The sequence below is a fragment of the Paenibacillus sp. JT22N15 genome, from assembly GCF_059383755.1.
In genome coordinates this window covers 43,485-65,129 of the sequence record NZ_JBXENV010000006.1, presented here as the reverse complement: position 1 = coordinate 65,129, position 21,645 = coordinate 43,485, and the positions used below count along the sequence as shown (strand labels likewise).

At 47.2% G+C, this 21,645-nt stretch carries 20 protein-coding genes and 3 pseudogenes; 13 read left to right on the top strand and 10 right to left on the bottom strand.

The features are described 5' to 3' along the window. Window positions 1–232 precede the first annotated feature (232 nt). The 5 genes and pseudogenes from AC50X8_RS13115 (at window position 233) to AC50X8_RS13095 (ending at window position 4,561) form a co-directional block, all read left to right on the top strand. Window positions 233–1,555, top strand: coding sequence for a hypothetical protein (locus AC50X8_RS13115; protein WP_494858964.1), 1,323 nt, complete (start codon window positions 233–235; stop codon window positions 1,553–1,555). Window positions 1,556–1,590: 35 nt separating this feature from the next. Continuing rightward, window positions 1,591–2,463 (top strand): DPP IV N-terminal domain-containing protein, encoded by an 873-nt coding sequence (locus AC50X8_RS13110; protein ID WP_494858959.1) that lies wholly within the window; start codon window positions 1,591–1,593, stop codon window positions 2,461–2,463. Window positions 2,464–2,491: 28 nt separating this feature from the next. Next, window positions 2,492–2,632, top strand: a complete 141-nt coding sequence (locus AC50X8_RS13105) for a hypothetical protein (protein WP_494880025.1) — start codon at window positions 2,492–2,494, stop codon at window positions 2,630–2,632. Further along, a pseudogene (locus tag AC50X8_RS13100) lies at window positions 2,619–2,768 on the top strand (DJ-1/PfpI family protein); the annotation flags it as partial. The gene AC50X8_RS13105 and the pseudogene AC50X8_RS13100, both read left to right, overlap by 14 nt. 305 nt (window positions 2,769–3,073) lie before the next feature. After that, window positions 3,074–4,561 (top strand): hypothetical protein, encoded by a 1,488-nt coding sequence (locus AC50X8_RS13095; RefSeq protein ID WP_494880024.1) that lies wholly within the window; start codon window positions 3,074–3,076, stop codon window positions 4,559–4,561. A gap of 224 nt (window positions 4,562–4,785) precedes the next feature. On the opposite strand, the gene AC50X8_RS13090 is transcribed toward AC50X8_RS13095, so the two are convergent. Together AC50X8_RS13090 and AC50X8_RS13085 are read right to left on the bottom strand one after the other, a co-directional pair. Beyond that, a complete protein-coding gene (locus tag AC50X8_RS13090) occupies window positions 4,786–4,911 on the bottom strand; it encodes a hypothetical protein (RefSeq protein ID WP_494858952.1) in 126 nt (41 codons plus the stop codon). Window positions 4,912–5,070: 159 nt separating this feature from the next. Then, a complete protein-coding gene (locus AC50X8_RS13085; protein ID WP_494880212.1) occupies window positions 5,071–5,418 on the bottom strand; it encodes a jacalin-like lectin in 348 nt (115 codons plus the stop codon). 57 nt (window positions 5,419–5,475) lie between these two features. Between AC50X8_RS13085 and AC50X8_RS13080 the strand changes: the two are divergent. The 5 genes and pseudogenes from AC50X8_RS13080 to AC50X8_RS13060 form a co-directional block, all read left to right on the top strand. Further along, window positions 5,476–5,832: pseudogene (locus AC50X8_RS13080) on the top strand (gfo/Idh/MocA family oxidoreductase); the annotation flags it as partial. A gap of 19 nt (window positions 5,833–5,851) precedes the next feature. Continuing rightward, window positions 5,852–6,568 (top strand): annotated as a pseudogene (locus tag AC50X8_RS13075) (Gfo/Idh/MocA family protein); the annotation flags it as partial. After that, complete coding sequence (locus tag AC50X8_RS13070; RefSeq protein WP_494880023.1) at window positions 6,534–6,878, top strand: helix-turn-helix domain-containing protein; 345 nt, start codon at window positions 6,534–6,536, stop codon at window positions 6,876–6,878. The pseudogene AC50X8_RS13075 and the gene AC50X8_RS13070, both read left to right, overlap by 35 nt. A gap of 14 nt (window positions 6,879–6,892) precedes the next feature. Continuing rightward, complete coding sequence (locus tag AC50X8_RS13065) at window positions 6,893–8,659, top strand: hypothetical protein (protein WP_494880022.1); 1,767 nt, start codon at window positions 6,893–6,895, stop codon at window positions 8,657–8,659. Window positions 8,660–9,030: 371 nt separating this feature from the next. Beyond that, window positions 9,031–10,308, top strand: a complete 1,278-nt coding sequence (locus AC50X8_RS13060; RefSeq protein WP_494880021.1) for a glycoside hydrolase family 18 protein — start codon at window positions 9,031–9,033, stop codon at window positions 10,306–10,308. 75 nt (window positions 10,309–10,383) lie between these two features. Here the strand turns inward: AC50X8_RS13060 and AC50X8_RS13055 are convergent, their stop codons facing one another. From AC50X8_RS13055 to AC50X8_RS13035, 5 genes are all read right to left on the bottom strand, one after another. Next, the gene (locus AC50X8_RS13055) at window positions 10,384–10,902 is read right to left on the bottom strand and encodes a GyrI-like domain-containing protein (protein WP_494880020.1); all 519 of its coding nucleotides are present in this window, start codon (window positions 10,900–10,902) and stop codon (window positions 10,384–10,386) included. 77 nt (window positions 10,903–10,979) lie between these two features. After that, a complete protein-coding gene (locus tag AC50X8_RS13050; RefSeq protein ID WP_494858941.1) occupies window positions 10,980–12,467 on the bottom strand; it encodes a sulfatase in 1,488 nt (495 codons plus the stop codon). Between the two features lie 6 nt (window positions 12,468–12,473). Then, window positions 12,474–13,340 carry a carbohydrate ABC transporter permease gene (locus tag AC50X8_RS13045; protein WP_056030671.1) on the bottom strand — a complete coding sequence of 289 codons (867 nt, stop codon included), beginning with the start codon at window positions 13,338–13,340 and terminating at the stop codon, window positions 12,474–12,476. 9 nt (window positions 13,341–13,349) lie between these two features. Next, complete coding sequence (locus AC50X8_RS13040; protein ID WP_494880019.1) at window positions 13,350–14,222, bottom strand: carbohydrate ABC transporter permease; 873 nt, start codon at window positions 14,220–14,222, stop codon at window positions 13,350–13,352. Window positions 14,223–14,281: 59 nt separating this feature from the next. Continuing rightward, window positions 14,282–15,574, bottom strand: coding sequence for an ABC transporter substrate-binding protein (locus tag AC50X8_RS13035; protein ID WP_494880018.1), 1,293 nt, complete (start codon window positions 15,572–15,574; stop codon window positions 14,282–14,284). 415 nt (window positions 15,575–15,989) lie between these two features. On the opposite strand from AC50X8_RS13035, the gene AC50X8_RS13030 reads away from it, so the two are divergent. Together AC50X8_RS13030 and AC50X8_RS13025 are read left to right on the top strand one after the other, a co-directional pair. Next, the gene (locus AC50X8_RS13030) at window positions 15,990–16,826 is read left to right on the top strand and encodes a helix-turn-helix domain-containing protein (RefSeq protein ID WP_494880017.1); all 837 of its coding nucleotides are present in this window, start codon (window positions 15,990–15,992) and stop codon (window positions 16,824–16,826) included. 57 nt (window positions 16,827–16,883) lie between these two features. Next, complete coding sequence (locus AC50X8_RS13025) at window positions 16,884–17,876, top strand: formylglycine-generating enzyme family protein (RefSeq protein ID WP_494858933.1); 993 nt, start codon at window positions 16,884–16,886, stop codon at window positions 17,874–17,876. A gap of 143 nt (window positions 17,877–18,019) precedes the next feature. On the opposite strand, the gene AC50X8_RS13020 is transcribed toward AC50X8_RS13025, so the two are convergent. The 3 genes from AC50X8_RS13020 to AC50X8_RS13010 form a co-directional block, all read right to left on the bottom strand. After that, window positions 18,020–19,669, bottom strand: coding sequence for an MDR family MFS transporter (locus AC50X8_RS13020; protein WP_056030682.1), 1,650 nt, complete (start codon window positions 19,667–19,669; stop codon window positions 18,020–18,022). 32 nt (window positions 19,670–19,701) lie between these two features. Then, window positions 19,702–20,079 (bottom strand): MarR family winged helix-turn-helix transcriptional regulator, encoded by a 378-nt coding sequence (locus tag AC50X8_RS13015; protein WP_494880016.1) that lies wholly within the window; start codon window positions 20,077–20,079, stop codon window positions 19,702–19,704. A 323-nt stretch (window positions 20,080–20,402) separates the two neighbouring features. Then, window positions 20,403–21,254: a sugar phosphate isomerase/epimerase family protein gene (locus AC50X8_RS13010; RefSeq protein ID WP_056030689.1), complete on the bottom strand. Its 852-nt coding sequence runs from the start codon at window positions 21,252–21,254 to the stop codon at window positions 20,403–20,405. Between the two features lie 218 nt (window positions 21,255–21,472). Here AC50X8_RS13010 and AC50X8_RS13005 point away from each other — a divergent pair, with 218 nt between their 5' ends. Continuing rightward, the gene (locus AC50X8_RS13005; protein WP_442952516.1) at window positions 21,473–21,553 is read left to right on the top strand and encodes a putative holin-like toxin; all 81 of its coding nucleotides are present in this window, start codon (window positions 21,473–21,475) and stop codon (window positions 21,551–21,553) included. The last annotated feature ends 92 nt before the right edge of the window (window positions 21,554–21,645 follow it).

Below are 21,645 nucleotides of genomic sequence, written 5' to 3'. Positions count from 1 at the left end.
ACTAAGCATTACTCCCCTTCCCAACTACTTTATGTCTATCAAATTAAAACGCCGGACTTCATTATGCCCGTTCACCAAATAATCCTTTCTATACAATAATTAAGATTACTGAATTACCTTAAAAATTCAAAAAATTTGTCGAAAGGATTTCTAGAGATTTTACAGAATACATTTAGTATGAATGTAAATTTTATTCATTTTTGGAATCATATATATTAAGGGGAGTTGTAGGATGAGTATTTCATTAAAAATTGAATGTGCATCAAAACGTATTCCTATCGCTTTAACAAACGGTCAAATTTCCCAGTTCAGCTTTAAGCATAAAATTCCAACAGATTCGTGGGCAAAATCCTCAGACTCTTCTCATACCCTCTATATTCGAGGTGAAGCCGCAATACGCTTGTTCCCACCTTTATTAGGCAATAGTAATAACTCTGATATGCTTTATACCTGGGCATTATCAAAGGCCGGGATAGATGAGGATTATTACCGTAAATGTACAATCCTCATTATAAGAAATGAGCTAACCATTAGAGAAGTAATTTTTCCACATGCATTTGTTCAAAGCTATACTGAACAAACCGATGAACGAAAAAGCACGATCAAGTTCGAGCTAGTACTTGGACAAAAAAGAGATCAGTTAGATAAGGTCGAGTTTGACCCAAAGATGAAAAAACAAACAGCAGTAAAAATATTGTCGAGCAAGATGGAAAAAGAACCCTTGGTAAAGTACGATTATTATCGTAGTATGCCAAGGTTACTTGGCATGGCTACAACTGCATCCACAAATAAGACAGAAGCTTTAAAAGATACTAGCGGTAATTGGTGCAGAGCTACAGTAAAAGGCAAAGTCTATTCACATGCAGCCCCCTGCAGCGATCCTAAACATTGCATAATGATCCCCACGGATTTACAAAATATTTTAGATGATCCTTCAGCAAGAATTGAATATGTAGCTAATTTTTTCAAAAAATATCAAGGAAAACACTATCCAAACCCAAGTACAAGAGATATTAAAATCAATTACGGCATTGATATTATAGGTTTTATGGAGTGGGAGGAACAATCTCAAAGATTTCAAAAATCACAATATTGGCAGTACGTTAATGCTCAAATGATAGCCGATATTTATTGGGCTCAAAGCTCATTTATTGTAGCAACAAATACTAAGGCGGAGGAGATTTGGTCTGAAAATGAAATAAAATGGAGGAATTTCATGGCTACTCCGAATCAGGATCTTTTATGGAAAGCACACAATGGTTCTATATTCTCCGGACACAAGCTCGCGATCTCAGAAGGCTATCTTAAGAAGGAAACAGCAGCAGAACAACAATTCATAGAAAACGTTATTTTCAGAGTGAGCCTCATGGAAAAGGAAGTGAATGAGATCGTCGATGTACCTTCAAACTTAGGAACCATTAATTACTTAATGGCATCAAAGGCATTTGAATACCCTAAACACTATCCAGCTACATTTGCTGATGCAGCAACTAAACCTTTTTGGGAAGTTGAAGAGTGGGTTCCTCAATATTTAATAGATAAGGCACCGAAATGAATAAGCCCTATTTTATAATGTTGTTGTTCCTCATTTTGCTGACAGCGGGATGTTCCTCTAAAGGAGTAGCATTTACTGATGGAGATGGAGTCGTTGCCCGCCCTGACCATAATGGAACCCATTACTCATATGTAAAATGGTCGCCTGATGGAGAGCAAATCTCCTATATTCAAGATCGGAATTTATGGGTCAAACACATGAAAACGGGAAAAAGCAAAAAACTCGTTTCTGAAGCCTCTGTCTCTCATGCCGCTTGGATGAACGCCGAGCAAATCGCCTATTTTTCAGTAACAGATTCAAATAGCCTCCAAGGAGAGCTTGGAGCAGTCACTCTTGATTCTCGTAAAAAAATGATTTTGCACAAAAATATCGCTTGGTTTAATGTCCTCTACATTCATCATCAAATTGCCTATCTTGGAACTTCAAAACAAGGCGTTCGCAAACTTGATCTATCCGAGAGCTCTACCGCGCCAGATACGCTCGATCCAGCCTTAACTAAAGGCAGAGAGTTTGTGCTTTCGCCGGATGGCAATAAGCTGCTTTTCTTAGAAAAAACAGAGGCGCATAGTATCAACGGAATTGCCTTAGATCAAATAAATATATATGACATAAACAAACGTGTAACGAAGCAAGTGCAGCTTCCCAAGCCTTTTGAGGTTATTTATAGCTATTGCTGGTCACCGGATGGACGCCATATTGCACTTGCCGCACAATACCCTGAGCAGCTTCCTAATCTATATATTTATAAAATAGACAGCAGCGCCGATCCCGTCATGCTGCCATTGCCAGGCAACGCTTCTGATATGGCATGGTCGCCTACGCAAAATCAAATCGTCTACTCGACTGTCGCACAGCCAAATGGAAATGAAATTAGAGTAATTGATGTTCCAGATGAGCTGCTGCAATAATATAGGAAGAAGCGGAGGAAACACAGCTATGGAAAATTACAAAGTAGGCATTCTTTTATTTAATGATGTAGAGCTGCTTGATTTTGCCGGTCCTTTCGAGGTTTTTGCAGTAACTGCGCTGAACTGGGGGCAGGAGAATGCCTATCACCCGTTCCAAGTATGTAGATGAAGGTAATGTCATCACCTCGGCTGGCATTTCCGCAGGCATCGAGATGTCGCTGCATATGGTGGATCGTATTTTAGGCCCACAGGCGGCTAGAAATACGGCTAGATCAATGGAGTATGATGGACAGTTTGAGCTATAGCTGACGGGATTTCTTTCTCTCCAATCAGCAAGCTTAATCAGGCATGGAAAAGCCATCGGTTAAATGCGTGCAGCCCATGTAGCTGCACGCATTTAACCGATGGCTTCTTTTAAACAGAAAACAACATCCCTTTCTCCTTTCCCCTATATAAAGTAAAAAAGATCATCTAAAACGAAAAATTCCAAATATATCATTCCAAATATCGCAAAAACCCAACTTTTGTAGTATATTAATAATAATTTTACTTTAAATCAGTAAAATAGACCTAATACTTAGGAATCACAAAAAAATGGAGGTTTATTTGGATGTTCAATGTTTCAAGAAAAATCTTAGCAGCTTTATTGCTAGTTTCACTAGTAGCTACTATCGCAATTCCTGTGAAAAAGACAGAGGCAAGCTCGCTTCCCGTTGCAGAAGGTGGCATTGAAGCCGCAGCATTAGCCTATTGGAGCGGTGCGGTTTATGTCGCTTCAGTAGATGGGGCAATCGGAGTTAAGCCTGAGCTGCAAGAGGATATTCAGATTTTTGCAAAATCGATGTGGGATGATGCCCCTGCTTCTATTAAAACTTCCATCACAGAAAGTACATATGGTATGCGAGATGGCTGGAATACACCTAATTCTTATGTCGTATCCTGGACGCCTCAGACACTCGCTTACTTGCAGGACAAATGGTATGACCATTTTGGAGGCGGAGCTACTTATTATGACAACAAAGTCATAGCGGATATTATGGGGCCAGGGGCGATTATACGTCCGAGCTCTGTTATCGCTCAAAGTAATGCTGTTGGCGAGGGAAATATAGGATACATGGCTAACGTTCAAATACGTGCGATTTATATTGATATATCTGGAAAAGCAACCATTGAATTCAGATCAGGAGTAAATCCTAGCTACAGTGGGTTATTAGATTTAAATAATAAACCTTTCGCCAATGCCCGCGATGCCTATAATGAATTTGTTACCCGATTTAAAATTGAGAAGGGCACCTATACGACGAAACCTATCTTTGTAGATGGACGCACCAAAAGTCGTTACGTAGAAGTCGTATTCCCTTCAAGCACCGTATTCCCGAATTCCATCGTTATGCCTGCTCCACAAGGTGTACTGAATGCCGATTATACAGTTAAACAATATAAAACACCAACTATTGGACGTGCGGGCGGCGTAATAACTGGACAAATCGTTATTGGCTTTCCGAGTGTAACGGGCAACTTCGCTGCCTTAACAAAAGCAAATGCCAGCAATTATACTTTTCTCTCTTATGACAATGCGAAGCGTAATGGCAGTCCAGCACCTTATCATTCTATTGTAGAAAATGCGCGGAGCTTGCCAGTTACCGGAATACCATATAGTTCGAAGGATAATATTAAACAAGGCCAACTAGAACAAAGAAGGTATTACGGCTCCGATGGCAGGGCTGAGCTGGATATTGACTATACCAACCATGGCAACACGCAAATTAACCCAAATGTTCCACACAGGCACGACTGGCATTATAACAGCAAACCGCAGAGAGGCCCTTGGTATATAGTTGAAACCGACTCCGATTATTCTTATAACCAATTAGTAGAGGATTTGAATACGGGGCATGAAGTATCCTTTACGTTTGAAAATGTTAAATATTATATTACAGAAAATCAAGGTTCATGGTTTTTGACGAAATCGGGTGAAATCGCTCCTCTTCAATCTGCTTCGACTCCATCTCAACTTTTAACGCTTGGAACCCTCAATAATGAATCGTTGCAGACGCTATTTATTAAAGGAAGCCTCGTTAATATTTCTGTATATTAGGGTATGTATGCAGACCTGAGTCGGACTGTTGCTTGCTTTGCTTTGCGCTTAGTAGGGGCCAGTCTCATCTGACTATTCAATGTTGGATACCCGCCGCATGCGAATACTGCTGAGGCTGCGCAACTCGGGACGCTCCCTTCTTTTTGAAGGACTGAGATTCCGCTATTCTGGCTTTTGCTCTGATTTCTGGCCGCACGCGGACAGGAAATCCGTTATTGCCCTCATTATCCCGTCAAAATGGCTTTTGGCAGCGTATTAGCGGCTTCTGAGTCCGCAGCCCGTGCCATAACCCGTGATCTGATTAAAATAGCTGCTGCTGTGTCCGCCAAATCCATCTTTGCACGGGGCATGAGCCCCTAAAACGAGAAATAAATAGCATGAAGCTACCTTTCCATACACGTTCTAAACTAATTTCCGCTAAAAATGCAGGGCATTCTCGCATTAGTCTTTGACTAGTGAGAGAATGCCCTGTTTTGTTAGGAAGCATTAAGCATATTCAAGAAATACATCTACAGCTTCTTATAAATGACACCCAGCCGATCCATCTCACTATCCGCCTTGCCATAAAAACCTGCAATATACCAGCCCTCCGGCGCCGTAAAGGTTACCGCATCGGACGTCGTTGTGCCGCCAGACAGCACTTGCCCTTTGTTAGTCGTAAACTTGGCATAGAAGATGTGCATGCCGCCGTTGCGGCTGCCTTGGTTCAGCACTACACTTTTCACATACTCATCAGAAGCGAGCTGAATGCTGCTCTGTGCAGCTGACGTTCCGCCAGCACTCAGCACCACGCCGCTTCCAAACCCCAGCTGGATGCCATCCAGACGCGAGCCGCTGCGGATGCTGAGCGATGTCAGCCGCTGGCCGCTCGGCAGATGCGCCAGTTGGTTGAAATGCTCACCGCCAGAGCCCCGAACGGTGCGACCATTATGCTCGAAGCCAGCTGGGCGCTGAATACGCTGGATACGAAGGAACCCCGCACGACGCTAAGCGGTACAGAAGGCGGCGCAGATATGACAGATGGACTGCGCCTAAACGGCGAGAAATATGGTAAACTGTACGAGAATCAAATCAAGCTCGATCCGAAGGGCGTCGATTTCTACGAAGGCAAGAAGGAATCGATGCAGGATGTGGAGATGAGGCTGTGGTTTGATGCGCTGCTGAATGATACGGAGCCGGTCGTCACTCCAGAGCAGGCTTGCGTTGTTTCGGAGATACTAGAGGCCATTTATGAATCTGCTGCGTCAGGTAAAGCGGTATACTTCGACTGAAAGCGAGGCTTCTCTCTTTATGCAAAAACCGATTCGAACAGCTGTATTAAGCTTCTGGCATGTGCATGCGAAGGACTACGCCTTGCAGGCACAGCAGCATCCAGGCACCGAGCTCGCCGCTATCTGGGACGAGCAGCCGGAGCGCGGCCGGGCGGAAGCTGAAGCCCGGGGAATCCGTTTCTATGAGCAGCTTGACGAGCTGCTGGCGGATGCCTCCATCGACGCTGTTATTGTGACTGCGCCAACGGTCGACCATCCGGAAATCATAAAAGCAGCAGCGGCGGCGGGCAAGCATATTTTCACCGAAAAGGTCATCGTCTTGACGCTTGCGGAGTGCGACGACATTTTGGAGAGTGTGCGGCAAGCTGACGTTGCGCTGACCGTATCGCTGCCCCGGCTGAATACGTCGTTCACGCAAGCCGCACAGCAGTTGGCTCGCGATGGCTTGCTTGGCGAGTTAACGCTTGTGCGCGCTCGCCTGTCCCATAGCGGCGCTTTGCCCACCGAGCTTGAACCGCTCGGCTATTTGCCGGAGGCTTTCTTCAAGCAGGCTCAAAGCGGCGGCGGCGCACTAACTGATCTCGGCTGCCATCCGATGTACTTGGTGCGGCTGTTTCTGGGCATGCCAAGCAGCGTGAGCGCAAGCTTTGGTTATGTGACCGGCAAAGAAGTCGAGGACAACGCAGCCGTCACGCTGCGTTATGCGAGCGGAGCGCTTGGCCTTGTGGAGGCTGGCGGAGCAGTTTATTAAAGACAATTACCAGGAGCCCTTCACGCTGGAGCTTGTGGCAGAGCGCGTCCAGATTAGCGCGCGCCAGCTGCAGCGCATTTTCAAAACGCATTCCAACCAAACGTTCAGCAGCTACGTAGAACAGGTCAGATTGACCCATGTGTGCACGCAGCTGCTTGAAAGCAGCGAGACGGTCGAGGTGCTGGCCCAGCAGCATGGCTTCACCAGCGCAAGCTATCTGCACCGTGTCTTTCGCAAAAAATACGGCTGCACTCCCGCTCAATACCGCAAGCATTCAAAACAACCACAAACCTAAAAAGGAGCAACATCATGGACTCCATCTATCAGCGCTTGGTGCAATTGAATGATCAGCTTGTCACACTATCTCTTGACCTTCAAATTAAAGACTCGGCGAGCCGCAATGTCGGAGGCATCATCGACTCTTTTACAGGCCTGCCCCATCCAAGCCATGTCGGAACAGGCGCTGTTATCGCAAAGTGGACAGCTGCCTTGTGCAGTCCGGAATCGGCGTTCTACCGCGACAACCAGCTGCTTGCCAGTCTTGAGCTTGCCCTGCAATATATGCTGAACCGCCAGCATAGCGACGGAACGATTACGCTAGGATCAACCAACTACCATTCGCCGCCGGACACCGGTTTTGTCGTTATTGGCTTTGCACAGCTTTATGAGCTATTGGTGCAGCAAAGTGTGGAGCATCCTGCTTTTGAAAAAGCCGCTTCCCTGCTTGCGCTGTTCCTGAAGCGGGCAACGCCAGCTATGCTTGAAGGCGGCTGTCATACGCCAAACCACCGCTGGATTCTGACAGCTGCCCTTGGCCTGCTGAACAGGTCGTTCCCTGATCCGGCGCTCGTCGCTCGTGCGGATGCTTGGCTTGCGGAAGGCATTGATATTACGGCCGATGGCGAATGGACCGAGCGAAGCAATGGCATCTACAATGCCGTAAGCGATATTGCCCTGTATCATACAGCGCTATCGCTTGATCGCCCTGAGCTGCTGGAGAGCGTACGCAGCAATTTGCGGATGATGCAATATTTGGTCCACCCATCCGGCGAGGTCGTAACCGACTATTCCGGCAGGCAGGATTATGGACAGCCTTCGGATATGTCCGGCTATTTTCTCACCTACCGCTTGATGGCTGCTTATGACCGCGATCCGCTATTTGCCGCATTATCCGATTATGCAGGTCCTTTCTATAAGCAGTTTTTCTCGGTGACAGACCATCCGCTCATTAGCTACCTGCTCTATCCTGAGCAAATGGACATCAGCCATATTGAGCGGGCTTCACTTCCAGACCAGTATGTAAAAGTGATCAACGGGCAGCACCCGATTCATGAAGATTTGCAGCAGATGAAAAAGCTAGGGCATCAGCTCCACATTACACACAGCTCTGCGCATACCGCCTTCGGCGCGCCGCTAGTCCGTGTCCGCAATGGAGAGACAAGCGCAACGGTCATGACGAATGCGCCATCTTTCTTCTCGCTCCGTCATGGCTCGGCGAACCTGCTCGCCGTTAAAGTATCGACCGCCTTTACACCAGGCGTTGTCAGCTTCGACCAGTTTCAAGCGGAGGACGGGCATTACAAGCTCGGCAAACGCATGTATAAAGGCTACAACGGGCCCATTCCAAAGGGCTTGCTTCCGCCGCTGAAAGCAGACGGCGTTACAGCGGCCGCTCCTTGGTACCTGCTTCCCCATGGAGAACGGGAAACGACCCATTTGCAGGAGCATTTTATTGAATCCGAGCTAACGCAAACAGCAGATGGCTGGGACATTCATCTGTATTCCGATAAGGTGCAGGAAGATGTGATGACGCAGCTGACGTTTATTTTTGCCAAAGATGGCAAGCTTAGCGGCGAAGGTCTCGAAGCCATTGCGGGCAGCAGCAACTACTTTTTGAAGCAGGGCTCCTGCCGCTATGAAACCGCCGATGGCTCAGCGATTGAGCTGACGTCCGGCGCCTTCGAGCACTGGATGCCTTCCGTTCGCGACGATAGCCACCCGGCTGGGTGTCAAAGCGTGATTGTTAATCTGGTGGCCCCAATCGATAACCGCTTTTCGATTCGGTTATCGTCGTAAAAGATTGGTGAAAGATGGCTGCGCTGCATGAAAAGCTTGACTTCCGATCGCCATTACCCTTGAATTTCTATAACCACCCCTCTAAATGGGGAAATTCAAGGGTAAAAGCGAACGCTGACGCTTCTCCAGTTCAAGCCTTTCATTCCACTACGCCCCCTTCACCATACTTTTAAAACAAAACAAATCAGAAAAGCTACAATGCCGCTTTTGGCCCCCATTTTTATTTTGGGGGCCTTTTTATTTACGAGTGAATAGTGGTAGTAGCCCACCCTCACCACACAAGTCGAAAAAGCGAAGCCGAAGTCTTTTTTCATAGAACGGTCGAATATAAGTAGATAAAGAACTTATGCTTGGGGGAGGTTGGACACGATATGTTTATCCATACCATTAAAAAAGGCGATACGCTGTGGCAGCTCGGACAGCGCTTCGGCGTCAGCACAGATGCTATCGCTTCAGCAAATGGCATATCCGCTGATGTTCCGCTCGTCATAGGCCAGGCAATCATTATACCTTCAGAGGCTGGCAATCATAAGGTGCTTCCGGGAGAAAGCCTATGGTCGATTGGCCTGAAATATGGCGTTACAATCGAACAACTCATGCGCGCCAACGAGCTCAAAAACCCCGCCCTCATTAAGACAGGACAAATACTCGTCATTCCGCAGCCAGAGAAGCCTATCATTGAAGTGAACGGCTATACGGAAAAATTCGGCGCAAACGGCGTAGCGCTCGTACATGAAATTGGCGCCAACCTTACTTATCTCAGCCCCTTCAGTTATCGTGTCCAGTTGGACGGTACACTCGTGCCACTCGACGACAGCGCTATTATTGAAGCGGCCTTTCAAGAGAAAGCAGCACCGATGATGGTGCTGACCAACTTCGAGAACGGCACCTTCAGCAGTGATATTGCCCATGCTGTGCTGACGGATGCTGCGATTCAAAATGCGGTCATTGCAAGCGTCTTGTCCGTGATGCAGCAGAAGCGCTATATAGCGCTGAATGTAGACTTCGAATATGTTCGGGCAGCGGACCGCGAAGCTTATAATGCCTTTTTGCAAAAGCTGGTGGATACGCTGCATCCCTATCATCTGCTCGTATCTACTTGTCTTGCCCCGAAGCAAAGCGCGGAACAGAAAGGCACGTTATACGAGGGGCATGATTATGAGGCCCATGGACGGATTGTCGATTTCGTTATTTTGATGACGTATGAATGGGGCTGGTCTGGCGGACCTCCGCTCGCTGTCGCTCCACTCAACGAAGTTGTCAAGGTGCTGAATTATGCGCTATCCGTCATCCCTGCCTCCAAAATCGTCATGGGCATGCCGCTCTATGGCTATGACTGGACGCTGCCCTACGTGAAAGGCGGCAAATGGGCGCCTACGGTGAATCCGCCCCAAGCCGTCGCCCGGGCCGCTAAATATGGCGCGACGATTCAATATGATCCGATAGCCGAGTCGCCTCATTATACTTATTATGATGAACAAGGCGCACAGCATACAGTCTGGTATGAGGACGCCCGCAGCGTACAAGCCAAATTCAATATTGTGAAAGACTATAAGCTCAGAGGCGTCAGCTACTGGGTGCTCGGCGTGCCCTTTCCCCAAAACTGGTACGTCCTGCAGCATAATTTCACCGTCCGCAAGCTGGTGTAGCAGCACTATGGCTGCCTTGCCAAAAAAGCCCTCCGCTGCGGGAGGGCTTTCGCTTTTTGTTATGTTCTTCAATCGTTATAACATTCGTTCTTTATACCTTGGCTGTCCCTTCAGCGCGACAAATATATCAATCTCATTTTCTGTGCTTTCAGGTTTATATCGTTCATCCCAAACTTCGAAATCATAATGCTGCGGCACATGTCCCGTTTCTTCCATCCACTCGCCATAAAGATAGTTATACGACAGGCTAAGCTCCGATTCGGGCCCAATATGCGTGTAGGCGGCATACTTGCTTTCAGCAACCTTATGGCTTGCCATTTGCAAGGGCACATTGCCCAGCTCGCTTACTTCGCAGCAAACGATATTTGTGAACCGATCTGTCTGGGGATTAAAATCAGCAGCCATCGGATAAATTTGGATTAAAAGAATATGGTCATTTTTCCTGTGCTGAATTTCTGCTTTTCTTTCGATTAAAGAAAGATAGGTCTTCTTCCCAAGTCCCGACTCAAACTCTTGAACGCTCGCTTCCACTTTATAACCGACGACATGAAAGAGCGGTAATGCTACGACCGCAGCCTCTCTTTTCTGTACCATGAGCTGTCCTCCATTCAATCCTTTATAAATAGGCAGGAAATACAGCTATTTTACCATAAAGAAGCAGCCACTCGCTCTCATCGGTCAACCGGCGGGCTGTTCAGCCCCATACGTTCAAATTGCTCTGGAGGAGCGTCATTATCCCGCATCAGCTTCGTCATCAGCTCGACCATTTTTGACTCTACCTCTGGATCCTTTAACGGATGGGCCTGCTCAGGGTCTGCCGTTACATCATACAATAGCGTTCCGAATGCATGGAGGTTGCCTCTCATCTCCGCTGGAATGCGAAGCGTCTTAACATTTTTCGTGAAAGAAAAGGGCTCGGCAAGCTCCAGCTTTTGCAATTCAGAGGGATGAAACCGGCTGCGCATATGCGTTGGCATTAACGTATAGTTATACAGAGGTTGGTTCTCCTCAGATATGGACGCCCTCATATACACATACTGTCCATCGGTGACATTCACATGTCCGCCATGAATGCCAAATAATGCCGCTTTGCGGACTGGCTTATCTGACTCAACCGTCTGGCGCAGCGGAACGCCCTGCATGTCAGGAGGCAGCTGTACTTGGAAAAATTCTAAAAGCGTGGCCGGTATATCAATGGATTGTACAAGGCTTTGCCTGCGCTCCCCCTGCACGCCTGTTCGAGGGTCCCAAATAAAAAGCGGTGTGTGAGCAACCTCATTATAAAATGGCTGCACACATTTTGCCCATTGGTCATGCTCGCCCAGAAGGAAACCATGATCGGTATTGACGATCAGCAGCGTGCTTTCCCATAAGTTATGCTTGTCCATCATATCAAGCACTTTCCCCAAGTAGTGGTCGCACATCGTTAACAATGCGGCATATTCATACCTCATATGCTGGACGTCCTCTGGGGTTTCGGTCACCGGTCCGTACATCGGCCAATCGCCCAGACCGCCTTCGTACTCATGGGCATACAATTGCTTGAATTGCTCGGGACTATAAAATGGCTCATGCGGATCGAATGTTTCCATTTGCAAAAACCAATGGCTCTCCCCATGATTCCGTTCGATAAAATCAAGCCCGCTCGCAAACGTTTGCGCCTGCGGAAATTGCTCCTGCTCCTTAATGAACTTCCTGTTCGTGCGATCCTGCACCAGCATTCTTTTTACCTGAGGAGGAAAGTCCTTGCCAAGATTAATATCAGCGCTGTTCACTTCGGCCTTCCAAGGATCGCCTTCCTGTCCGCGAATCAATTCGAAGGAGTTAAAACGGGTATGATACGTCCCCCCGCCATCCTCCCAATAATGCTGATGATCGGTAATCAGATGCGTGTATATGCCAGCTTCTCCAAGCCTCTCGATGGCAGAATCATCGAATGGTTCCAATGGTCCCCAGCTTCGGTGCAAGAAGTTGTATCTGCCGGTATGCAGCTCTCTCCGGGCGGGCATGCAAGGCATACTTCCCACATAGCTGTTGTCGAACACAGCGGTCCGCTCGGCAAGCCGTTTGAAATTAGGCGTTTTAATCCAATCAGGCCCTCCATAGGCGGAGAGCATATGACGATTCAGCGTATCGAACATAATCATAATAGCTTTCACTAGTAATCATCCTTTCACGCTTGACGCGACCATACTGCGAATAAATTGCTTTTGGAATATGAAAAACATCGCAATAATGGGCACAGATATAAGAAGCGATGCTGCCATCAATAAATTGTATTGAACCTGGTGCTCGCCGCGAAAGGTTTGCAGACCCAACTGGAGCGTGCGCATAGAAGCACTATTCGTATAAATGAGCGGATGGAAAAAATCATTCCAAACGCCTACGAATTTAAAAATGCCAAGCGTCGCAAACAATGGACCGCTCAGCGGCACATAAATGCGAAGGAATAAGCGAAGATACCCGGCACCGTCGATATAAGCAGCCTCATCGAGCGCCTTAGGAAATTGCAAATAAAATTGACGTGCCATAAATACGCCAAACGCTCCTGCAAGCTCCGGAACGATTAAAGCATAATAGCTGTCGAGCCATCCGCTACCGCCCGCTCCTAGCCAATCATTTCCCCCAAATAAAGGAATCGACTTCATAATTAGAAATTGCGGAATAATAATAACCTGCGCAGGCACCATCATTCCAGCCAGCAGCGTTAGAAAAATCGGCAAATTGCCTCTAAATGCTATGCGCGCAAAAGCAAATCCGGCAATGGAGTTAAACAAAAGGCTCCCTGTCAGCGCAATCGACGTTACCCACACGGAATTTTTTAAATAGGTTAGCCAGTCCCCCATTTCAAGCGCCCTCACATAATTGCCGGGATGCCACTCTAAAGGCAGCAGCCGCATCGCTTGAAGTGAAAATTCTTCATCTCCCTTCATGGAAGTAAAGAAGGCCAGCAATAATGGCAATATCGTTACGAGCGAAAATAAAAGCAAGGCCGTGTAAGCCAATCCTTGTTCTGCTTTAGATAATCTCATCGTTCACCTCTACTCGCCTGCCTGATTCCGGCTGCCTATGGCATACTGAATCAAGGTGATAAACAGCGTTAATGCAAGAAGGAATACGGCCATTGCAGAGGCATACCCCATCCGATACTCTTGGAAGCTGGCACCCACGATTTGCGTAACGATCGTCGTGCTTGAATTCGCAGGGCCACCGCCCGTTAATACAAATACCAAATCGAACACCTGAAATGATCGAATCGTTGACGTAACAAAAAGAAATAATGTCATCGGCTTCAGCAGCGGTACCGTAATGTACCAGAATTTTTTCAGTACAGAAGCACCATCCAAGCTCGCCGCCTCATAAAGACTTTCAGAAATACTTTGAATGCCTGCCAAAAAAATAATCATGGCGTAGCCTATTCCGGTCCAAATACCAATGACGATGACGGTCGGCAGCGAGGTTGCGGGATCTTGCAACCAGTTCCGCCCATCGATTCCGATAAGCCCAAGTAGACTGTTAACAGGTCCCTGCAGCGGGTCGAGCATCCATAGCCATGTCATCGCAACCGCTACCGACGAAATGACGCCCGGCAAATAGATGAGCGCACGGAACGCAGATAAAGCCTTCAGCCGCGTTGAAAGCAAATTAGCGAGCACTAGGCCCAGCAGCATGCTAGGGACGACAGTGCCCATCCAATACAAGGCTGTATTTTTAACGGCCTGATGAAAAATGCTGTCTTTCAGCAAAAGCGAATAATTTTTCAGACCTACCCATTTCGGGGCGTTCAGCATCGTATAGTCGTTTAAGCTTAAATAAAATATCCAGAGCAGCGGCACCAAAATAAACACCGTAAACAACAGGACATTCGGTAATATTAAAAAATAAGGTATGAAACGGTTCCAGCCTCTTTGCATAACACCCTCCTGAGATCGATGGGACGGCTTGTAATCCGTCCCTGTCCTCGATTGCAAATTTATTTGGCGTTTGCAATCTCCTCTCTAGCCTTTTTGGCATTCTCTTTCAAGGCTTCCTCGGCAGGTCTTATCCCGTTAAAAGCTTCTTCGAGCGCAATACGCAAATACTTTACGTTAATCGACCAGTTGCCTGAGGCGCCGTAGCCCCTTGCATCTTTAAGCGCCTCGAAGGCAATCTCATTTCCTTCCCCTAGCTTCACATATTCACCTTTAAGCGATTGAAGCGGCGGAATCGATCCCGTCTTGGAGGTAAACTCCAGCACATTGTCCTTTTCAAACCAATACTTTATAAATGCCCATGCTTCCTGCGGATGCTTCGTCTGACCGGCAGCGGACAGAAACGTCCCTAACATGAGCGCGGTTCTTTCCCCATCCGGCCCTGCTGGCGGCAGCGCCCAGCCAAGTTTGCCTTGGCCTACCGACTTTTGCAGCGACGCCGCGCCTTGCGTTGAAGTAAATGCCATCGCTGCCTGACTGTTTTGAAACGGCGTTCCCGAGACTTGCTGCTGATTGGACGGAATAATGGCTCCCGAATTGTACAAATCAACCTGCTTCTGCACAAGCTGAACGGATACCGGGGAGTCAAACGTCGGATTCCCTTCCGCATCATAAAAATCTTCCCCAAGCAACAGAAGCAGGGATAAATAAGATTGCTCCCCATTGCTGGTCTGGATGTCGATACCGCCGCGAACCGTTTTGCCGCCTTCGACGACCTTGAGCTTTTCGGCATATTCAAATATTTCATCAAACGTCTTCGGCGGACTGTCCGGATCTAAGCCTGCCTCCTTAAAGAAGTCCTTGCGCCAAGCGAGGGGACGTATTTCTGGCAGCAGCAGCCCGTATTGACCTCCTTCATATTGGCCAGCTTTCAAAATATCAGGGAAGAAGTCGGCTTGCCCCTCCCATTTATCCGCTTCAATATATGGCGTTAAATTCAAGTATTTGCCTTGGCTTACCGTAGATATCAGCTGCCCGAATCCTAAGCCCTGCACGTCTGGCTGCAGTCCCCCGGAATAAGCAACGGTCAGCTTTTGAAAATAATCAGCCCATGGAATAAAGGTAGCCTCTACCTTTATTCCCGGGTTTTTCGCTTCAAACCCTTGAATCGTTGCGTTAACAGCATCCGTTACAATTTGATCCGTTCCCGGATACCACAATTTCAATGTCACCTCATCATTTGAAGTGCCAGCTGCGGTCGCCCCCTCTTTATTGGGCTGGCCCGACGAGCATGCGGATAAAAGAGCTGTCAATGTCAGCATAATTGCAAGTGATAGAGCCATAATCTTCTTCATACCATTTCCCCCTGGATTTTTTCATATCGAGTATACAAGCAAAATGTCATCCAGTTATCTGGTCTGAAGGTGAAACGGCTGTCTCCGTCCTTTTGGCGGCGCGGCGCGTTTCATTCCGAGAAATATAGAGAAAGGATAACGAAATGATAGACTTTCCTATATTTGAAACACAAACTTATTATTCCTATTAACTTACTTGTATTAAAGCTCGTTAATGCTTACAATTATAGCATCATGACTGTCGCTCGTATTTATCACAAGCAAGCTAATATGTTTCAAAAATACAGACTGCCGCCAGGAAAGGTCGTTCACCATGAAAAATCTCATTGAGTTTAGCAATCAAAGCTCTTTGGATCACTTGAACATTAATATCCGCTGGTTAAAGGAATGGAAGTTATCGAAGAGGCGTGAGCATATGTATATTTTCCCTTACACAACCTTCTGGATCGTCTTGTCTGGGACAGCTGTCATTGAGCTTAATCACATTCGTTATCCCCTTAAGAAAGGAGACATCGTCTCCATTGCTCCCAAAACAGCTCTAGCCTGGGGAGAGGTTAGCGCCGATCAGCCGTTTCATTATTTGTCATTGGCCTGTGAAGCCAAGGTCGGAGCGATGGATTTTATTCATTCCTACAGATTTCCCCATGTCGTCTCTGATGCTCCTTCCGAAGACATACACGCTTTAATTGAAGAATGGAGAAGGCTGGCAGACGATTATAATGCTTTTCTGCAGCCATTTGACGAAAAGGACATTAAATCGAGCGAAAAGGGCTACGACAAACCATTTCCTTTATTCAAATTAAATACAGACCAAACGATTCAGCATTTAAAAATTCGCGCAAAGGGCATGTTGTGGGTACAGCAGCTGTTTCAAACGATCCGTTACCGGCTTCCTGAACACCCCGTCTCTTATGATGACCGTGTATTCGAGATTTGTGATTATGTAGAAAAACGCTTGGATAAGCCGCCATCACTTGAAGATCTTGCCACCTATGTATCGCTTAGCAAGGAGCAGCTGCGGACGCTGTTTCAAACGACTTATGGTTTGTCTCCCATGAAATACGTTCGCCATGCCCGACTCCAGCGGGCTAGAGATTTGCTAATGCTGACCTCCTACCCGATTAAAGATATTGCAAGTCAAATAGGCTTTGAAGACCAGCACCATTTCTCCCGGGCTTTTCAGCAATCTGAGGGCATGTCGCCAATGGCGTATAGACGCCGACTGCTGCAACATGGTATCAAGCACGAGTAAGCTTGCGTATCCGTGATCCGTAGATAAGAAATCATATAAAAAGAGGGATATCGATTAATGAGTGATGAAATGAATCATCAGCCTGACAAGTCTTGTTGTGCAGCAAGACGCCAAGACAGCAGCACAGCTCCATTATCTTCATCTACTTGCTTCCATAAACCGCTGAGAGCAAGCAAACCCTCCGAAAATCCGCCTCAGCCTTCTATGATATTATTGCCAGGTGGCACTTTTCAGATGGGAACTGACGATTTAGAAGGGTTTCCCAGCGACGGGGAAGGACCAGTTCGCGAGGTTGAGCTATCTCCGTTTTATATAGATGCCTATGCGGTCAGCAACCGGGAATTCAAACAATTTGTTGATGATACTGGCTACGCAACCGAATCCGAGCAATATGGCTGGTCTTACGTATTCCATCTTTTTGTTTCAGAGGCATGTGCGCGGACGGTTACCCGATCTGTTCAACGCACACCTTGGTGGTGGGTCGTGGAGGGCGCCGACTGGAAGCATCCGGATGGGCCGGATTCCAGCATTGAAGACCGGATGGATCATCCTGTCGTACAGGTTTCCTTTAACGATGCCTTAGCCTATTGCAAATGGTCGGGGAAACGGCTCCCAACGGAGGCGGAGTGGGAGTATGCTGCTCGTGGCGGACTGGATCAAAAGCGTTATCCTTGGGGAGATGATTTGAAGCCCGACGGACAATATCGCTGCAACATCTGGCAGGGGAAATTTCCGACATTGAATACTAACATGGATGGGTATGCAGGGACTGCGCCTGTAGATGCCTATTTGCCGAATGGATATGGCCTGTACAATGTTGTCGGAAATGTATGGGAGTTCTGCGCTGACTGGTTTAGTGTTGATTATCACCAATCAGCTTCGCTCCTAAACCCTCAAGGGCCTCCAAGAGGACAAAGCAAGGTGATGAAGGGCGGCTCCTACCTGTGCCATCGCTCCTACTGCAATCGTTATCGGGTTGCCGCCCGCAGCTCCAATACGCCCGACAGCGCTTCCGGCAATATGGGATTCCGCTGCGCAAGAGATGCCTGATTGCACATCAATCACTTCTGGTTTTCCTCTACAAAAAAGCTCTCCTGCTTAAAGTCGGCTTTTGTGAAGCCTGACCTCATGCAGGAGAGCTTTTTTATTAATGGCATTCATTTTGATGTAGAAGCGTACAGATTTGAATTTGCTTATTCTGTCGTCTGACCGACAAGCTTGCCGCGCAGCTTGCTGCCTGCATCCGTATCCGACGCTGCATCCGGATTTGCCGGCTGTGGCGTTGCATTCGAGGTGCGGAGCGGAATTTCTTTCAGGAAGAAGGTCAGAATAACCGCGCCCACCAAAATGAGCGTACCTGCCAGAAACACGGTTGAAAGTGACGAAGCGAGCGCCTCGCGAAGCATTTCAACCATTTTAGTAAATAACGGTTGAAGGTCGGCTGGCAAGCTTTGATGCAGCTTTTCCAGCTCCGGCTGGTTCGTCAGCATTTGCGGATTGGCAAATACGGCAAACTCTTGGGCTACTTTCGGATCAAGCTTGCTTAGGTCAACCGCTTCCCCAGACTGGGCAAGCTCCGTCAGATTATTTTTCAAGCTGGTTGAAAGCACGGTGCCCATTACGGCAATCCCGATCGTGCCGCCCATATTACGGAACAGCTGCATTGCCGCCGTAACGGCGCCAAGCTCCTTGAATGGAACCGCATTTTGAATGGCCAGCGAGAATACCGGCATCCCAAGGCCGAGGCCCAGGCCGAAAACAGTCATCGCCAGAACCGCCATCCACACGCTGTTCATGAACACCATCATCACCATGCCTGCCACCATGAGCGGCATGCCGATTAAGGCGAATTTTTTGTATTTGCCCGATTTGCTGATCAATTGGCCGCCAATCGCGCTCGTAATGACCATACCAATCGACATGGGCATCGTTACATATCCGGCATAGGTTGGCGAAATCGCCAGCACGCCTTGCACGAAGAAGCTGAGGTAAATCAAAGCGCCCATCATCCCGAAGTTCATCAGGAAGCCAATCACATTAGAGAGCGTTACAATTCCATTTTTGAAAAAATGAAGCGGAAGCACAGGGCTTTTCGCCTTGGATTCAACGGCTACAAAAATGATCGCTGATACGATCGTTACTGCGAATAAACCAATGGTTTGGGCAGAGCCCCAAGCATATTTCGTACCTGCCCATGTAAAAGCAAGCAGCAACGGCACAAGCGTAGTTGTCAGAAACAGCGAGCCCAAGTAGTCAATCGACTCGGATTGCTTGCGTTCCGTCTTCGGAAACAGCATCAAAATCATAATGAAGGCGATAATGCCGATCGGCAGGAAAATCCAGAACACCCAGTGCCACGCCATGTGGTCAACGATATAACCGCCGAATGTTGGGCCAAGAACGCTGGAAAAACCAAAAACGGCTGTCATAATTCCGGTCCATTTGCCGCGTTCCCTTGGCGGGAACAAGTCTCCTACTGCGGTAAAGGCTGTTGCCATAATAATACCCGCGCCTACACCTTGAATCGCACGGTAGAAAATCATTTGATAAACGTCAGTCGACGTCCCTGCAAGAAAAGCGCCGATGATAAAAAATAAAATACCAGCCAATATAAATGGCTTACGTCCGTAAATATCCGACAGCTTGCCGACAAGAACGGTCGCAATGGTTGAAGTGAGCATGTAGATCGAAATCGACCATGTATACAGCTCCATACCGTGCAGCTCCGCAATAATTCTTGGCATCGCCGTACTGACGATGGTTTGGTTGATCGCTGCAAAAAACATAGCGAACATAATTGCCACCATAATGGTCAGCTTTCTTTTTTGTGATAAATGTTCCATAAATAAAATCTCTTCCTCTCATCCGGTGTGAATTAAGTATGAAATTGAACGCTTAGCTTTTTGAAAATCCGTTTTAAATGCGCGATGTCCTCTGGGTCCAAACAATCCAACATCATGCTCAGCGTCTCTTTTTGATCATCCGATATTTGGTCGAGTGTAGCTTTCCCTTTATCGGTAATATCGATGTATACGACACGGCGGTCTTCCTCATCCCGAACCCGATCAATGTTGCCGTCAGCAGACAGCTTATCAGCCAATCCCGTTATGGCGGCAGCGGAAATGCACATTTTCTCCGCCAGATCGGACACTCTTTGCTGACCACCCTGCTTGAGCCAATAAAGCAGCTTGAACTGGGACAACGACATATTCCCTTGCATCCGCTTGTTCCACTCTGTATTTGCATTTCTCATGATCAATTTGAACATAGTGGAGAGCTCGACGACGTCTTCCCTGCTTGGCATGTATTCACTCCTTTCTTGATTGCTTTCATCGTAATTGCTTTCCTCGAACAATCATTCCAGCGCTTAGCCATAAAGCGCAATTAATAAATATTTCATCACTAAACTATTTATCACTATAAATCTTTTCAGGAAATTAGTCAATGCTTTAGCCCATTCGATTTTGGGTCGGCTGGGAATTACTTGGGCAAAATCAAAAAGAGCCGAAATCTGCAAAACAGATCTCGGCTCTTACTTTTTCAACTATGATAGCAGTCGTTTATAATTGCTGTATTCTACAGCTCAGCCAACAGCTTAGTCAAAGCTTTATAGCTAATCTCAATGCTTTCCAGCTCGCCTTTGTTTGTTGCGTCCTGCTCTACAATGATGTATTTAGTGCTTGTATGCTTTTGGGTCGCCCGCAAAATGCCCGCAATATCAATCGTGCCTTCTCCAATTTCGGTGAATGCATCTGGGCTGCCAATCGACATGAACGTTCCCATCGTCACAGGCTCATTTTCATCAAGCGTTTCAAAAAGGTTAACCGGGTTAACGCTCGCCGGCAAATCCTTCTGATGAATAAATTCGCAGCGGCTGCCCAGCTTCTCGATATAGCTTACAGCATCAACGCCGCCGCGAAGCGCCCAGTAGGTATCAAGCTCGAAACCGACATTTTCAGGAGAAGTATGCTCCAAAATAATATCGAGCGCATAGCTTCCATTAAACTTCTGGAACTCATGGAAATGGTTATGATAAAGCAGGCTGATGCCCTGCTCGCGCATTTGGCTGCCATAGCGGTTCAGCTTCTCGCTGAAGGCAAGGACATCCTCGTAATTGGTGAAAAATGAAATCGGAATAATCGCTTTCGTACTGCCCAGCTCTTGATTGAAGGCAATGACATCAGCGATTTGCGCATCGTCCGAGACGAAAATGTGCGTGGCAATCACATTCAAGCCTGCTTGATCTACCATTTGCTTCAAATCAGCAGCCTTTAAGTCCCCCAACTTAAACATATCCTGGCCTGTAAAATCGAGTGGGATTTCGATGTTTTTGTAGCCAATCTCCGCAATTTTATTTAAAGTGCCGGCGCGATCGCGTGCAAATTCGGTTTTGGCAGAAAACAGCTGCAATCCAATTTCCAATGTCATAAAGGTAATTCCCCTCTCGATGTGAAAATAAAAGCGTTTACACTCTTTTTATACCTTAAAGCTTGTACCTGCGTCAATGTTGGCTATTTTGCGCTGCTAAAGCTTATTCTAAATATACATATCTATCCATTTCAGCCTGCTCCATGGTATAATCGCAAAGTAATAGAATAGGCTTAAAGGCGCGGTCGGCTACCTCCTCAAGAAGGGAGGGATGCCCTGTGACAGTTTTCGAAGCACTCATGCTTATGCTTACCTTTGGTACGCTTATCGTAGCGCTGCTGTCCAATAAACGCAAATAGACCGCCCTCTAGCAAAGGAATGCGGTCTATTCGTGTATCTCATTCATTGCGGAGCCTACCGCCCTTAAAAGCGGCTATTGCGCAGAGAGTCG

Excerpts from the sequence above, each read along its gene's own strand:
- AC50X8_RS13035 (WP_494880018.1), bottom strand. The coding sequence starts at position 15,574 with ATGAAGAAGATTATGGCTCTATCACTTGCAATTATGCTGACATTGACA.
- AC50X8_RS13020 (WP_056030682.1), bottom strand. The coding sequence starts at position 19,669 with ATGGAACATTTATCACAAAAAAGAAAGCTGACCATTATGGTGGCAATT.
- AC50X8_RS13060 (WP_494880021.1), top strand. The coding sequence starts at position 9,031 with ATGTTTATCCATACCATTAAAAAAGGCGATACGCTGTGGCAGCTCGGA.
- AC50X8_RS13105 (WP_494880025.1), top strand. The coding sequence starts at position 2,492 with ATGGAAAATTACAAAGTAGGCATTCTTTTATTTAATGATGTAGAGCTG.
- AC50X8_RS13065 (WP_494880022.1), top strand. The coding sequence starts at position 6,893 with ATGGACTCCATCTATCAGCGCTTGGTGCAATTGAATGATCAGCTTGTC.
- AC50X8_RS13055 (WP_494880020.1), bottom strand. The coding sequence starts at position 10,902 with ATGGTACAGAAAAGAGAGGCTGCGGTCGTAGCATTACCGCTCTTTCAT.
- AC50X8_RS13070 (WP_494880023.1), top strand. The coding sequence starts at position 6,534 with ATGCGAGCGGAGCGCTTGGCCTTGTGGAGGCTGGCGGAGCAGTTTATT.
- AC50X8_RS13030 (WP_494880017.1), top strand. The coding sequence starts at position 15,990 with ATGTATATTTTCCCTTACACAACCTTCTGGATCGTCTTGTCTGGGACA.
- AC50X8_RS13010 (WP_056030689.1), bottom strand. The coding sequence starts at position 21,254 with ATGACATTGGAAATTGGATTGCAGCTGTTTTCTGCCAAAACCGAATTT.
- AC50X8_RS13095 (WP_494880024.1), top strand. The coding sequence starts at position 3,074 with ATGTTCAATGTTTCAAGAAAAATCTTAGCAGCTTTATTGCTAGTTTCA.
- AC50X8_RS13025 (WP_494858933.1), top strand. The coding sequence starts at position 16,884 with ATGAGTGATGAAATGAATCATCAGCCTGACAAGTCTTGTTGTGCAGCA.
- AC50X8_RS13015 (WP_494880016.1), bottom strand. The coding sequence starts at position 20,079 with ATGAGAAATGCAAATACAGAGTGGAACAAGCGGATGCAAGGGAATATG.
- AC50X8_RS13115 (WP_494858964.1), top strand. The coding sequence starts at position 233 with ATGAGTATTTCATTAAAAATTGAATGTGCATCAAAACGTATTCCTATC.
- AC50X8_RS13040 (WP_494880019.1), bottom strand. The coding sequence starts at position 14,222 with ATGCAAAGAGGCTGGAACCGTTTCATACCTTATTTTTTAATATTACCG.
- AC50X8_RS13045 (WP_056030671.1), bottom strand. The coding sequence starts at position 13,340 with ATGAGATTATCTAAAGCAGAACAAGGATTGGCTTACACGGCCTTGCTT.
- AC50X8_RS13090 (WP_494858952.1), bottom strand. The coding sequence starts at position 4,911 with ATGCCCCGTGCAAAGATGGATTTGGCGGACACAGCAGCAGCTATTTTA.